Origin of the sequence: Stieleria maiorica (assembly GCF_008035925.1) — a bacterium.
Lineage (GTDB): Bacteria > Planctomycetota > Planctomycetia > Pirellulales > Pirellulaceae > Stieleria > Stieleria maiorica.
Genome location: NZ_CP036264.1, coordinates 1,360,483 through 1,375,050 on the forward strand (window position 1 = coordinate 1,360,483; position 14,568 = coordinate 1,375,050).

Genomic DNA, 14,568 nt, shown 5'->3' on the forward strand with positions numbered 1-14,568 from the left:
GGAGCCTGGGAACGAGGTTTGAATCCGCCTTCTGGCGAAGGTCGCTACATTTGGCCGGTCACTTCCTCAGACAGCAGTTCTTGTATTTCTTGCCGCTGCCGCAGGGGCAGGGATCGTTGCGTCCGATTTTGACGCCGGTGTTGCGGATCGGTTCGGGTTTGGCGTCGGTTTGCTGGTTGCTCGCTTCGGCGGCTTGTTGAGCGGCGGTTTGCGTGGCGGCCTTGGTGGCGGTGGCGGTCCCGGCCGCGCTGGTGACCGAGCCGACTTCGTCGTGCCGCGCTTTGGCGTCGACCCAGGTGCTGCGGATGAAGTCTTGGTTGAACGATTCCATGCGGAAGATCAACCCGGTGACTTGCTCACCGACCGATTCCCACATGTTGTCGAACAGCCGCATGCCTTCGCGTTTGTATTCGACTTTGGGGTCCAGTTGGGCATAGCCTTTCAAACCGACGCTGCTGCGCAAGTGGTCCATCGTCAACAGGTGGTTTTTCCAAACATCGTCGACGATGTTCAGCAGGATTTGCCGTTCCATGCGGCGCATTTCGGGGTGGAATCGATCGTCGACGGCACCGCCGACGGCCAGGGTCAGCTGCTGTCGATTCATCCGCGCCAGGTCATCGGCGTCGGCCGACGCGCCGAGTTCGCGTTTCATCCACTCGGCCAGCGTTTGCAGTTTGTCGGTGCCGCTGGTCGCGACGGCGGCGGTCTGATCCGCATCGGCGTTGCCGAACACGTTGTCGACCATCTCTTCGGCCTTGGCGTACATCGCACCGGCCGCGTCGGCGGTTTCGCGGCTGAACTGGGTCAACTGGGTCTTCAAGTCGTCACGGTTCAGCGGGACGTCGTCGATACTGATCATCTTGTCGAAGCGACGTTTGATCCAATCAATCAGGTTCTCGCGATCCAGAATGACCTGGGCGCCCTGCTGGACGGTGAACTGCGAGATGCCGGCCAGGGCCGGGTACTCCGTTTCCTTTTCCGTGTACGCTTCTTCGGCCCGCGAGACCAATGCATGGGTGACGGCGCGACGGTCTTCGACATCGCGGAACTCTTCGGGGGTGGTTTCGATTCCGAACCGGTGTCGCATCCAACCACACAGCACGCGGAGACCGTAGTCGGCGTCGAGGAACGGTTCGCCTTCACTGAGGTCGACTTTTTCGATCGCTTCGTGACTCTTTTCGATCAGGGTATTGATCAGGTCATCACGTTCCATCTTTTTCAGTTGATGGTCCTGGTAGTTGGTGCCCAGGGTGGTGTTGGACCATTTCGTCAGCGCTTTCCAGTTCCACTCGTCCTCCATCTCTTCGGGCAAGTTCTCTTCGACCACTTCCTCGACGGTGACTTCGGCGGCGCGTTCGGCTTGCTCGCGTGCGTAGCTGGTCGCCATGGAGATATCCATGTTCAGGAAATCCTTGGCGTCCAGGCTGCATCCGAGTTGCGCGCCGGCGAAGGAGGCGAAGGTTTCCGCACCGTAATCGGGTTCCAGGAACGTTTCGACCTGCTCTTGAATTTGGGCCCGGATCAGATCCAGGATCATCGTACGCGAGCTGTGGCCGTCCAGCAGGTTTTGGCGGTAGCGATAAACCCGTTTCCGCTGTTCGTCCATGACTTCGTCATAGTCCAACAAGCTCTTCCGCATTTCGAAGTTGCGTTCTTCGACCTTCTTTTGGGCCGCGGCGATGCGTCGGGTGACGAGCTTGGATTCCAGCGGTTCGTCTTCCCGCATGCCGATCCGCTCCATCATGTTCTTGACCCACTCGCCGGCGAAGATCCGCATCAGATCGTCTTCGAGTGACAAGAAGAAGCGGCTGGATCCCGGGTCGCCCTGTCGTCCACAACGACCGCGAAGCTGCAGGTCGATGCGTCGCGATTCGTGTCGTTCGGTTCCCAGGACATACAGCCCGCCGAGCTCGCGAACGTGCTGGCCCTGCTCGCTCATGCCTTCGGCTTTGTCGATCGATTCGACCAGCTCGTTCCATTCGTCGTCGGGGACTTCCAGACGCGTCGGGTACTTGTGTTGCAGTTGTGCCCAGGCTTTGGTTTCGGGATTGCCGCCCAGGATGATGTCGGTCCCGCGGCCGGCCATGTTGGTGGCGATCGTGACGGCGTACTTCCGTCCGGCTTGGGAGACGATGTCGGCTTCGCGTTCATGCTGCTTGGCGTTCAGCACTTCGTGTTTAACGCCGCGGCGTTCGAGCAACCGGCTCAGTTTTTCGCTCTTTTCGATGCTGACGGTGCCGACCAGAACGGGCCGTCCGGCATATTCGATCGCGGTGATCTTTGATTTCGCAATCGTCTCGGCGTCTTTTTCGCCCTTGCCGATGAATTTGACCTGATCGTCTTGTTCCTCGGTGACTTTGCCCCACAACTCGGTCCCGTCCTTCATGACCAGGACGTCCCATTTGTTGGTCCGTTCGATCTCTTCGGCCAGGGCTTTGTATTTGAACTCTTCGGTCAGGTAGATGACGTCGGGGTGTTCGATCCGCTGCAGACCGCGGTTGGTCGGGATCGCGACGACATCCAGCTTGTAGATCTTCCAGAACTCATTGGCCTCGGTCATCGCGGTACCGGTCATGCCGGACAGCTTCTTGTACATCTTGAAGATGTTTTGCAGCGAGGCGGTGGCAAAGGTTTGAGTTTCCGGTTTGATCGGGACGCCTTCTTTGGCCTCGACGGCCTGGTGTAACCCGTCGCTCCATTGGCGACCGTCCATCAAGCGGCCGGTGAATTCGTCGACGATCACGATTTGACGGTCTTTGACGACGTAATTGACGTCCAGCTTGTACAGGTAGTGGGCCTTGAGCGCGTTGTCGATCAGGTGCGGCCATTCCATGTTGCCGGCGGTGTAAAAACTTTCGACGTCGGCCAATCGTTCGGCTTCACGGACCCCTTCGTCGGTCAGCGTGACGTTGTGTTGTTTTTCGTCGACGGTGAAGTGTTCGTCTTTTCGCAGTGCCCGCGCGACGCGGTCGGCGTCCGCGTAACGACCCAGGTCCATGTCGCTGGGGCCGCTGATGATCAGCGGTGTTCGTGCTTCGTCGATCAAAATGTTGTCGACTTCGTCAATGATCGCGTAGTTCAGCGGGCCTTGACATTGTTGGGCTTCGGGCGGAAAGCGGTCGTCGCCCTGGGCGGCCGGCCGCATGTTGTCTCGGAGGTAATCGAAGCCGAATTCGTTGTTCGTTCCGTAGGTGATGTCACAGCGATAAGCGGCTTGTTTTTCGCCGGTCGACATTCCGGACTGGATCGCGTTGACGGTCAAGCCCAGGTTCATGTACAGCGGCGCCATCCACTCCATGTCACGTCGCGCCAAGTAATCGTTGACCGTGATGACGTGAACACCCTTGCCCTCGAGCGCGTTCAGGTAGGCCGGCAGCGTCGCGACCAGCGTCTTTCCTTCACCGGTGACCATTTCGGCGATGTTGCCCTGGTGCAGCACCATTCCGCCGATCAGCTGGACGTCATAGTGCCGCATGCCCAGGAAGCGTTTGCCGCCCTCGCGACAGACCGCAAAGGCCTCGATCAAGATGTCATCCAACGACTGGCCGTCACGAATCCGCTTGCGGAACAATTGCGTCTGTTCCCGCAATTCCTCGTCCGTCATCGCCTCGTATTTGGGCTCCAATGCGGTGATCTCCTCCGCTTTGGCCTGAAGCGCGGTGACTTGACGCGCGTTGGCCGATCCGAACACGGATGTGACCGCACGTTCAAAGGAGCTGAGGACACCGCCGAACACGGCGCCGGTGACATCTGCCAGGGTTTCAAAAAACGACATCGCTGAATCGCTTGCTAAGTTTCGATGTTTGATTGGCCGCGAGCATACAGATTCGCCCGCAAGAGAGTCAGATTGGCAGCGCACCGCCCCCCGCGTCTAGAGCAGCCAATTTCGGGCCAAATAGACGAAAGTGCGGTTCGGTGCCACCTCAAAGGGGCACCCCGGATCCGATTCGGAGAAGCTAAATGCTTTGGGGGGCTTAGGTTAGGTTTTTTGGTTGATCAGGTCAACGGCGATCGAAAATGCGGCTCACAAATGCCGGTCGGGGTTGTTTACGAGACTAACGAATTTTTCGTGCTGACGGTAAACTGTCGCTTCCGAACTCGTTTCCTGCTCCTCGTGCCCTCCCATTCATGACCGATCCCAACCAACCCGGCAATCGACTACGCGTCGCCATCGGCGGTGACCACGCCGGATACCCGCTCAAACAGGTGGTTTCCCAGCAACTGGCCGCCGATCCCTTTGCGACCCTGGTCGGTGACATCATCGACTGCGGCACCGACAGCACGGCGCGCTGTGATTACCCGGATTTTGCCGTCGCGGTGTCCCGCGAGATCATTCTGGGCAACGCGGATCGTGGGATCGTGGTCTGTGGCAGCGGGGTCGGGGTGAGCGTCGCGGCGAACAAGATCCCGGGGATTCGCGCCGCGATCTGTCATGACACCTATTCGGCCCATCAAGGCGTCGAGCACGATGATATGAACGTGCTGTGTATCGGCGGGCGGATCATCGGCAGCGAGTTGGCGTTGGAAATCGTTCGCGCGTTTCTGGGGGCTCGCTACACGCCTGGTGAGCGGCACCAGCGGCGGTTGGACAAGGTGATGGAAATCGAGGCCCAAGGTCGCGACGCGTTGGGGTTGTAATGGAAATTCTTGGCGGACCCTACTTCGGCGTCGCGGGCGCGGGGGAATCCCATGGCCCGGCGGTGACGACCATCGTCTTCGGATGTCCGGCCGGACTGATGATCCGGCGCGACCAGATCCAGCCGTTCCTGGATCGGCGCCGCCCGGGTGGCAACAAGTACGGCACGCCTCGAAACGAAAAGGACAAGGTGGTTTTCCTCGCCGGCCTGTATCAGACCGACCACGAGGCGTTGCTGGGTGGTGATGAAACCGGTGGGTCGAAGATCAGCGTCGAAGTCGACGGCGCGCGGTTTGAATCCGAAGGTTACGAGGCGGGCTACACCACCGGCGAACCGATCGCCGCGATGGTGTTGTCGACCAGCAAAAAGTCGGGCGACTACACCCAGTTCGTCGGGCCCAAGGGACAGGTTCGGCCCGGTCACACCGATTTGGTCAAGTACCACAAATCGCGTGGTTTCGTCGATGTTCGCGGCGGGGGCCGCAGCAGTTATCGCGTCACGATCAGCGATGTCGTCGGCGGCAGCATCGCGCGTTTGTTTCTGCAGCAGACCTTCGGCACCGTTCTGCTTTCGTCGATCGACCAGGTCGGACCACTTAAAGCGACGCGTTCGCTGGCCGAACGCTGCCAGGAGTTTTTGGCCCAGCAGGATTCGGTCGCCATCGATGCGGGCACCGTCGCCGCGTTACAGCAGGAAATCGACACCGCCGTTATCCCTTCCATCGACGGCGACTTCGCGACCGAAGCGGCCGAGTTGATTAAGCAGACCCGCAAGGCCGGCGATTCACTCGGCGCGGGCATCGAGGTGGTGGCGTTGAACGTCCCGCCGCTGCTAGGGGATCCGCTGTACCAGAGTTTGAAGGTGCGGATCATGGGGGCACTCGGCGGACTCAATGCCGTTCAGTCCTGTGAAGTCGGCTCCGGGGCGGCGGTGATCGAGCGGGTGGGCAGCGAAAACAACGATCCGATTCGCAGCGGCGGGTACGTCTCCAACACGCATGGCGGGTTGATCGGCGGTATCACGACTGGCATGCCGCTGGTGTTTCGCGTCGGATTCAAACCGACCTCCACGATCAACAAGCCGCAGTTGTCGGTCACCAAGGACCTGACGGAGATCGATTTTCAGCTCGAAAAAGGCCGCCACGATCCCTGCGTCGGCGTCCGCGCCGGCGTGACGCTGGAATCTCGCGTCGCGATCGAGTTGATGAATGCGGCGCTCAGCCAGAAGGCGCAGAGTCTGGGCGACGGATTGCCGAGGTTGTTCGAGTGACCTCGACTAAATAGCCCGGGGCGCAGCAATGGTGGCCGGCCAATCGCCCGTGCGAGGTCTAGCTATCGCCCGTACGACGTCCTTTCTAGGTCGTCGCGCAGAGTTCAGCGGACGACGGCCCGGAAGGGCCATCGTACATCGGAGAGGCCACGGCACCCGAAGTGGACGTTCCCGATCGGCGGGCCAGAGCCGATTCTTGGTGCCAAACGCGTCAAATCACCAGACAAACGGCGGCGAGTTGTTAAGATGGACGCCGCAGATCGCGTTTGCTTCCATTGCCAAGAACGTCTCGTCAATCGTCCATGAAGATCAAGTGCCCCGGATGTGCGTCGCTCCTTCAAATCCCCGACTCCGCAGCCGGCAAGGTGGTCAAGTGTAAGTGCGGGAAACAGTTGCGGGCACCTGCGGCGACAGGTGCAGCGCCGAAAGCAGCCGCCGCGGGCGCGACGGGGCAATCCAGACCGGCCGCCGCGCGTCCGGCGGCCCAGTCTCGACCGCTCGCCGCCCCCGCTCCGGCGGCCACCGCGGGCCTGTTTGACGAATTGACGGACACCGATTTGGCGCCGGTCAAAGCGGTGCAAGTCCCCGGGGCAAAGAAGGCGGTCAAACCGCCCAGTGCCAACGCCGCCAAATTGCTCAACGAAGCGATCTCCGGCAGTGACCGGCGTGGCGAAGCGATGCTCATGAAGACCGAAGCCCCCCAGCCGCCCTTCTTGATCTTCATCGGCCTGATCAACGCTCTCGGGGCGATCTTCTACGGCGGTTTGCTGGTGTTGGTCCTGGGCTTTGTCGATGCCGAGATGCTGGAGGAAATGAGCGGCGCGATGGGCGATGTCGTGGGCGTCGTCTACTACATCATTGTCGGGATGCTGGGGTTGATGGCGGCCTTGTCGCTGGCGACCAGTATCTGTTGCTTCATCCGTGGCAAAGTCAGTTGGTACGTCGTTTTGCTCAGCTATGGCTGGGCGCTGGCGTTTCGCATTTTCGAGATCATCGATCAGGCGACGTCGGATGACGTTGATTTCAACATCATCAAGGGCGTGGGCAGCTTGTTGATCGGTGCCGGTATTTGGGCCTGGCTGCACGGGGAGAGCGTTCGGGCTTACTACGGAACCGAAGAGGAGCCGATCTGGCGGATCGCAGTCGTCGATTCGACCGGGTTCCTGGTCGCCGGAGCCCTCGGCGCCGCCGCACTGCTGCTGGGGTAGGGACACGCGGGAGAAACTGGTGCTTTGCCGTCGCTACGTTTTCGACTGGGCCGGACAGTCGCCGTCCTCTCCGAGGTCGGCGCGGGGAAAAGCTTCGCTTTTTCGCGCACGCCGAGTTCGGAGAACACGGCGACGGTCCAGCTCGAAGGGACGTCGTGCTGGCAATTCGCGTTTCACGCCTTTCTACGCTCCCCCAACCCCGGACGACTCTCCCAAATTCACCAGACGATCTTGTCGGCGTCAAAAATCGGGCCTTCGACGCAGGTGCGTTTGTAATCCCAGCCGCCGTCGTCCTGCTTGACTTTGGCGACGCAGGAAAAACAGATGCCGATGCCGCAGGCCATCGGGGTTTCCATCGAGACCTGGCAATCAACGCCTCGCTCCCGACAGACCTCCGCGACCTTTTCCATCATGATCTCCGGTCCGCACGTGACGACTCGGATCGAGGCGGGATCGGACAGTTCGTCCAGCCGCGCGGCTAGCACGTCGGGCACCAACGCTTGCTGGCCTGCCGAACCATCATCGGTGCAAAGCCGGACATCGAATTCGGCCTCGCGAAATTCCGGCACGCCGGCCAGCAGCGATTCGCGGCGGGCGCCGTAGATCAATTCCACCTGCTTGGCCCAGCCATTGGCGCGGCCGAAGGACTGGCTGCCGATCGCTTCACGGCCCAACAGCAGCATCGGCGTTTGGCCGATCCCGCCGACCGCCATGATCAATCGGTCGCACGCTCGCGCGTTGAATCCATTGCCCAGCGGCCCCCACAAGCTGACTTTGGTTCCCAGCGGGCTTTCGGCACAGGCCGTCGTGAAGGTGCCTTTCTTCAGATAGATCAGATCGATGTAGGTCGGCTTGCCGTCCTGGTCGGGCAACACGTCCCAGATCGCCAGCGCGCGTCCGATCAGCGGGGCGTCGACACCGGCCAGACGGATCATCACGAATTGGCCGGGAACGGCGATCGAGGCGATCGCCGGCGCGGAGACACGCAACCGATACGTCGCCTCGGCGATCCGTTCATTTTGCTCCAGCACCGTTTCGTGTTGGACCATCCGGTCGGCGTAAAAATCGGCGTGCAGAGGGGAGGTGTGCAGTGCGGACATGGGCCCGTGAAGATCGTTGGCGGAAGTTTGTTCGTCGACGCGTCTAGCGTAGGAGATCCGACCGGTTTGGCCAACCGATCGTAGCGGAAGCCGCGGAGGCTTTCGCCGCTGCGTGCCGCGGGGATCAAAGTTCTTGGCAGCCTGTTGATTTATCCGACTCCACGCTCCTATTGCTAGCCCGACGCGTGAGCGAGGGGCCACGTGGCGTCCCTCGCTCACGCGTCGGGCTGGCATGATCACATCGACTTCGGGACCTTGATCGAATCAACCGGCTGTTGGCGAGTGCCGCGATGGGCACCGCCGCCTCCGGGTCTGGTAATCTATACGACCGCTCCCACCTCCCCACTCCGACCACCCACCTCCCGAGACCCCACCACCATGACGCGTCTGCTCGCTGGTTCCCTCGCGTTCTTGATCGTTGCCATCTCCGGGGCAACGTCCTCGGCCCAAACCGAGAAACTTAAAACACTCAACGATCACTTCCCGTTCTCCGTTCCCCAGAGCGTCCAGGCTTGGGACGAGCGATCCGAATCACTGCGTCGTCGCGTGTTGGTCGCCACCGGGCTATGGCCGATGCCGGACAAAACACCGCTGTCGCCGGTGCTGCACGGCAATGTCCATCGCGACGGGTTTACCGTGGAAAAGGTCTACTTCCAGTCGCTGCCGGGCCACTATGTCACCGGAATGTTGTTCCGCCCCGCCGCCGATAATTCCCTTGGCCTGGTCGACGGCAAGCGTCCCGCCGTGCTGTCGCCCCACGGTCACGGCGGCCGGACGATGCGGCTGAGCGACGCCGAACTGGCCAAACAACTCGAATCCGGTGGCGAGATTTTTGAGAACTCCGGACGCTACCCCAAGCTTGCTCGCTGTGCCCACCTGGCGCGGATGGGGTGCGTCACATTGATCTTTGACATGCTCGGCTACGCGGACTCACAACAGATCGATTATCAAACCGCCCATCGTCATGCCAATCCGCGGCCGGAAGAGGCAGATCGCCAGGCCCCTTGTCTGTTCGGCATCGACGCGGATCTGAATCTGCAATCGGTCATGGGATTGCAAACATGGAACGCGATCCGGGCACTCGATTTCTTGGCCGAGCTGCCCGACGTCGACCCGGAGCGTTTGGGCGTGACCGGCGGCAGCGGCGGAGGAACTCAAACGATCTTGTTGGGCGCCATCGATCCGCGGATCAAGGTCGGGTTTCCCAACGGGATGGTGTCGACGTCGATGCAAGGCGGGTGTTACTGCGAGAACTGTAACTACCTGCGGATCGGGACCGGCAACGTCGAACTGGCGGCGCTGTTCGCGCCCAAGCCCCAAGGCATGACGGCGGCCAACGACTGGACCAAGGCGATGTTGGATGACGGTTATCCCGAGTTGCAAGAACTGTATGCCATGTTGGGCGCACCGGAAAACGTGATGTGCGGTGACGTGCTGAGGTTTCCGCACAATTACAACTACGTCACCCGTTCGATGATGTATCCCTGGATGGCCAAGCACCTGGGGTTGCCCGACGATGTGCCGTTGGTCGAAACGGATTTCCAGCCGCTGACCGAAGCCGACATGAAGGTTTGGAACGACGAACATCCCGCACCGACCGATGTCGGGATTCCACATGAACGCAAGGTGCTGGCGTGGTGGAAGGATCAAAGTGACCGAAAGCTCGACGCGTTGATCCCCGATCGATCGGCCGAAGGAGAGGCTGCAAATCAGCAACTGGCCGAGTATCGTCGCGTGGTCGGCGGGGCTTGGAACGTGATCTTTGATCGGTCCCTGCCGGCGGCCCAAGCGTTGCACGTCACCGAATTGGATTCAGGCACCGACTCTGAAGTCACCCGCTATCGCATCGAGCATCGCGACTGGAAGACCGTGGTCGACTTCGATGTGATTTCTGGATCGTCCCCAAACGCGAATGGTCACGTGGTGGCGCCCGTGACGTTCGCTCGCAATGCGGCACAGCAGGATGCATCACAGCGAGATGCAATCGCAAAATCGGTTGCCGCCAAGGGGACCGCTGGCGCGACGGTGGTCGTTTACCTGGCCCCGTCGATCGGACGCGTCAAAGACTCGATGGAAAGTGAACACCAGCAACCCTTGATCGCCGATGATCGCAGCTACTCTGGTCTGACGTTCGGCTACAACCGACCGCTCGCCGTCAAGCGATTCGAGCAATTGTTGTGCGTGTTGGCGCACCTGCATCACGCCGAGCCCGAAGGGGCGTTGTCGATTGTTGCCGATGAATCGAGCTGCATCAGCAGCGCCGCCGCTGCGGTGGTCGCCGGCGATGCGGTCGACCGACTTGATCTGGAAAGCCGCGGGTTTCGCATCAGCCGCGTTTCTGATTACAGCGACCAGCACTTTGTGCCCGGCGCGGCCAAGTACTTTGATCTGCCAGGGTTGTTGTCACTGCGGGCACCGGCCGCGCTGAAGATCCGGGGCGAAACGGATCACGCGATGGAGCTGGTCAAAAAAGTCTACGCAGCTTCCGGGGCGGGAGACCGTTTAATGTTGGAGTGAGGTGTGGCCAGTCCGCCGAGACAGGGGGCCGTGGTAGGTGGATTGGTAGGAAGATTCTTGGGTAAGAAAATTAGTTCCATTGAATGAATCGAGCATCTCATCATTTTCTTACCCCTGAAATCTTCTTACCAGATTTCCGCAACGTCGCGTGAATCGGATCGACCGCTACCCCCTGACCACCGTTCGCCCGCTGTCTTTGATACGAGCGATTTGGATGTCGATTGACGGGTCAGCAAACTGATCGGCCAGTCGTGCAGCGGCCGATTCGTCTTCGCACCAGACGAACACGCCCGGTCCCCAGCTGCTTTGTCCCACACCGATCGCGCCGGCACTCTGAAGCGATGCGACCAGCTCCGTGACCCAGCGGCCGTTGTATGGGCCGCCTTGCGTTGCGGCGAACATCATGCCGCTGGTGTAGTTGTAGCTTTCAATCGCGCGGGCAAAGTCGGTGAAGTTGCCGGCCCGGGCGGCAGGCAAGATGTCGTCGTTGATCAGCCCTCGCAACAATTCGCGATGACAATGATCGGAGTCCTCTGATGATCCGGATTGCAGCTTGGCAAAGTGATCGGATTCCTGTTTGCCATGAACCGTCTGTGTCATGTTGCTGGGGCTAAGTGTTACCAGCCGCCACGACGGTGGCAATTCGATGCGCTGTCGAATCGGGTTCAGTGCTCCTCCGTCGTCGTCGCCGGTTTCAAAGATCATTCCGCCGCCGAAGAACCCGTGGACTCCGACCGCCGAACGTTTGCCGCGGTCGGCGATCTGGACGGCGAGCGTTTCATGGGACATCGCGAGCCCGGTGAACTGACGCAAGCCGTCGGCGATGGCGAGTGAAAGTTGTGTGCCACTGCCGAATCCCCGATGCGGTGGCGCGGCGTTGATGACATCGACGGCGACGGCCGGCAAGGTCGCTTGCCCGATGAATCGGCTGAAACGTTCGGCGATCCGGCCAATGCGTTGCGCGTCACCGCGTCGGACGTTCCACTGGTCGGCCGGTGAGAGTTCGACGATGGTCGCCGGTTGATCGATCATCGCACCGAGCCCGCCGAACGGCGGCGCGGTGTCCAGCAATCCGAAATGCAATCGCGCTCCGGTTTCGATTCGAATCTGTTTCGGCGTTTCCATCACGCCGTTCCTGTCGGGGCGTGCGGATCGATCCGCTGCAGGATGACGGCGGTCAATTCGTCAAAGGCGTCCCGTTCGGCGCTGCCGGCCGTTTTGTCGACCAGGGGGCGCAGCGCATCCAGCTGCGATCGGACTTCCGCCGGCGAGATCAGATGGGTTCGGGTCGCCAAGATCGCCGCTTCGATGACCGCATGTTTGGCTCGATTGAAACCGAAAAACGGTACGACGATCGCCGAGTCGACCACGCGGCAGGGCATCTCGTACCGCGGCGGCGAATCGACGACCGAAGTCACTTCGACGGCGAACCAGCGATGGCAATGGTCCAAGATCGCCCAGCGGCCACAATCCGACCGGTGCAGCGGAGACGATCGATCGTCCAGCCGACTGACCGCCGCCTTGGCAAACAACGCGGCGTCGTCGGTGACGTGAATGGTCGCGTGGCGGGTGGCGCGGAGATTTTCAAACGTGCGCGACCCTTCGAAGGGGCGGAGCACAAAACCGGGGTCGGCCGGTCCGGCGGTTCGCATCGCTTCGGGATGCGTTAGCACCGGGCCCATCGGCGCCAGGTTGACTCGGCCGTCTTCGCCGATCGTCGTGACGATTGATTCCAGGATCACGCTGTTGGTTGGGTCAGAGTTGGTTAGGTCAGAGACGGTTGTTGGTCAGGGAGGCGAAGTTTCGAATGATTCGGTGGCCTTCGTCGCAGAGGATCGATTCGGGGTGAAATTGCACGCCGAAGACCGGTCGCTGGCGGTGTCGCAGCCCCATCACGGATCCGTCGTCGCTGCAGGTGGCGGTGACTTTCAGGCAGTCCGGCAGGTTTTCTGGCGAGACGACGAGGGAATGATAACGCGCGACGTCCATCGGACTGGGGCAATCGCGGAACAGGTCCTCGCCGTCGTGAGTGATCGAGCTGGCCATCCCGTGCCGGGGCTCGTTGCGAACGATTTGGCCGCCAAATGCCGCCCCGATCGCTTGATGCCCCAGGCAGACGCCCAGGATCGGCAGCTGCCCCGGCGCCTGGCGGATCAGGTCGATGCAACAGCCGGCCTCGGCCGGCCCGTGGGGGCCTGGTGACAGCACGATCGCTTGGGGGGCCAGCTCAATCGCCTGGCCGGCCGTGATCTGGTTGCTGCGAATCACCCGGGTCTCCGCCCCGGTAAGGCGAAAATAGCGTGCCAAGTTGTGGACAAAGGAGTCCTGATTGTCCAACAGCAGAATCATGATCCCCCGCCCTTGCGGTCAGGTGCCACGCAGCGATAATTCCCGACAAAACACTGACCCCCGACTCTCATTTTACCCCAAGGTAGCTGATCATGGCATTGGTTCCTCTTCGCGTTGTGCTCGACCACGCCGCAGAAAACGATTACGGCGTTGCGGCATTCAACGTCAACAATATGGAACAGATCCAGGCGATCATGGAAGCCGCCGAAGAAACCGATTCGCCCGTGATCATCCAAGCATCACGCGGTGCACGCGCTTACACGCAGGACGCCTACCTGCGACACCTGATGGTTGCGGCGACCGAATTGTACCCGCACATCCCGATCGTCATGCACCAAGACCATGGCAACAGCCCCGAGACCTGTAAATCGGCGATCGAGAACGGTTTCACCAGTGTGATGATGGACGGCTCGCTGGAAGAAGACGGAAAGACTCCTGCCGATTACGAATACAACGCCCGCGTGACCAAGGCCGTTGTCGAAATGGCACACGCCAAGAACGTCAGCGTCGAAGGCGAACTGGGGTGTCTGGGATCGCTGGAAAGCGGCGAAGGCGAACAGGAAGACGGCCACGGTGCGGTCGGTGAACTGACCCACGACCAATTGCTGACCGATCCCGACGAAGCCCAACGGTTCGTCGAAGAAACCGGCGTCGACGCCCTGGCCGTCGCCATCGGCACCAGCCACGGTGCGTACAAGTTCACCAAAAAGCCGACCGGCGAAGTGCTGGCGATGTCGCGGATCGAAGCAATCCACGCCAAATTGCCCAACACCCACCTGGTCATGCACGGCAGCAGCAGCGTCCCGCAAGAATTGCAGGACATCATCAACCAGTACGGCGGCCAGATGAAGCAAACCTACGGCGTGCCGGTCGAAGAGATCCAGCGTGGGATCAAGAGCGGTGTTCGCAAGATCAACGTCGACACCGATTGCCGCATGGCGATCACCGGCGCGATCCGCAAGGTGTTCGCCGAAGACCCGTCGGCGTTCGACCCGCGTGCCTACCTGAAACCCGCTCGTACCGCGATGAAGGACGTCTGCGTCGCTCGCATGACCGCGTTCGGGCAAGCCGGCAACGGAGCCAAACTCCGCGCGACCCTGTAGGGGGGAGCTGGGGATTTTCGCTTGGTTTTGAGGGTAGTGGACGAGGCGACGAGTCCATTCGGATTGCCAACCGCGGGGACTCCTCGCGTCGTCCACTACCGATGCGAGCGATTTCTCTGGTGCAGCCCTCTCTGGCTATTTCACTATGCTGCGGAATTCATTCCGCAGCACTTGCCCAAAGGGCATACACATCCATAGCCTGGGGTCAGGGAACGAGCGCAGCGAAGTGACCGCAACCCCAGGAAAGAAAGCCCATCTTCTCCCCCCCCGCTTTCGATCGGCCGGCGGCAAAGCCGCCGGCCGATCGAAAGCGGGGGCCGTTTCTTGGTGTGCTGAACCCATCAGTGATGCAATCGACGTCCAGCGCAAACGCCGTCGCTCCCCG

General features: G+C 60.9%; 10 protein-coding genes. 5 read left to right on the forward strand and 5 right to left on the reverse strand.

Annotation, left to right across the window (positions count from 1 at the left end; genetic code table 11):
* Nucleotides 1-58: 58 nt before the first annotated feature.
* The gene (locus tag Mal15_RS04420) at nucleotides 59-3,775 is read right to left on the reverse strand and encodes a preprotein translocase subunit SecA (RefSeq protein WP_147866650.1); all 3,717 of its coding nucleotides are present in this window, start codon (nucleotides 3,773-3,775) and stop codon (nucleotides 59-61) included.
* Between the two features lie 353 nt (nucleotides 3,776-4,128).
* Between Mal15_RS04420 and rpiB the strand changes: the two genes are divergently transcribed.
* The 3 genes from rpiB to Mal15_RS04435 all read left to right on the forward strand — a co-directional run bounded on the left by rpiB (nucleotide 4,129) and on the right by Mal15_RS04435 (nucleotide 7,114).
* Nucleotides 4,129-4,638: a ribose 5-phosphate isomerase B gene (gene rpiB / locus Mal15_RS04425; protein ID WP_147866651.1), complete on the forward strand. Its 510-nt coding sequence runs from the start codon at nucleotides 4,129-4,131 to the stop codon at nucleotides 4,636-4,638.
* Complete coding sequence (locus Mal15_RS04430; protein ID WP_147866652.1) at nucleotides 4,638-5,906, forward strand: chorismate synthase; 1,269 nt, start codon at nucleotides 4,638-4,640, stop codon at nucleotides 5,904-5,906. The genes rpiB and Mal15_RS04430 overlap by 1 nt, the downstream gene beginning before the upstream one ends.
* Nucleotides 5,907-6,208: 302 nt before the next feature.
* A complete protein-coding gene (locus Mal15_RS04435; protein ID WP_147866653.1) occupies nucleotides 6,209-7,114 on the forward strand; it encodes a zinc ribbon domain-containing protein in 906 nt (301 codons plus the stop codon).
* A gap of 218 nt (nucleotides 7,115-7,332) precedes the next feature.
* On the opposite strand, the gene Mal15_RS04440 is transcribed toward Mal15_RS04435, so the two are convergent.
* Nucleotides 7,333-8,214 (reverse strand): dihydroorotate dehydrogenase electron transfer subunit, encoded by an 882-nt coding sequence (locus Mal15_RS04440; RefSeq protein ID WP_147866654.1) that lies wholly within the window; start codon nucleotides 8,212-8,214, stop codon nucleotides 7,333-7,335.
* Between the two features lie 378 nt (nucleotides 8,215-8,592).
* Between Mal15_RS04440 and Mal15_RS04445 the strand changes: the two genes are divergently transcribed.
* The gene (locus Mal15_RS04445; protein WP_147866655.1) at nucleotides 8,593-10,731 is read left to right on the forward strand and encodes an alpha/beta hydrolase family protein; all 2,139 of its coding nucleotides are present in this window, start codon (nucleotides 8,593-8,595) and stop codon (nucleotides 10,729-10,731) included.
* A gap of 165 nt (nucleotides 10,732-10,896) precedes the next feature.
* On the opposite strand, the gene Mal15_RS04450 is transcribed toward Mal15_RS04445, so the two are convergent.
* The 3 genes from Mal15_RS04450 to Mal15_RS04460 are packed head-to-tail and all read right to left on the reverse strand — an operon-like array spanning nucleotide 10,897 to nucleotide 13,080.
* Nucleotides 10,897-11,856, reverse strand: a complete 960-nt coding sequence (locus tag Mal15_RS04450; protein ID WP_147866656.1) for a GHMP family kinase ATP-binding protein — start codon at nucleotides 11,854-11,856, stop codon at nucleotides 10,897-10,899.
* Nucleotides 11,856-12,473, reverse strand: a complete 618-nt coding sequence (locus tag Mal15_RS04455; protein WP_147866657.1) for a DUF447 domain-containing protein — start codon at nucleotides 12,471-12,473, stop codon at nucleotides 11,856-11,858. The genes Mal15_RS04450 and Mal15_RS04455 overlap by 1 nt, the downstream gene beginning before the upstream one ends.
* 28 nt (nucleotides 12,474-12,501) lie before the next feature.
* Nucleotides 12,502-13,080, reverse strand: coding sequence for an anthranilate synthase component II (locus Mal15_RS04460; protein WP_147866658.1), 579 nt, complete (start codon nucleotides 13,078-13,080; stop codon nucleotides 12,502-12,504).
* A gap of 92 nt (nucleotides 13,081-13,172) precedes the next feature.
* Here Mal15_RS04460 and fba point away from each other — a divergent pair, with 92 nt between their 5' ends.
* The gene (gene fba, locus Mal15_RS04465) at nucleotides 13,173-14,183 is read left to right on the forward strand and encodes a class II fructose-bisphosphate aldolase (protein ID WP_147866659.1); all 1,011 of its coding nucleotides are present in this window, start codon (nucleotides 13,173-13,175) and stop codon (nucleotides 14,181-14,183) included.
* The last annotated feature ends 385 nt before the right edge of the window (nucleotides 14,184-14,568 follow it).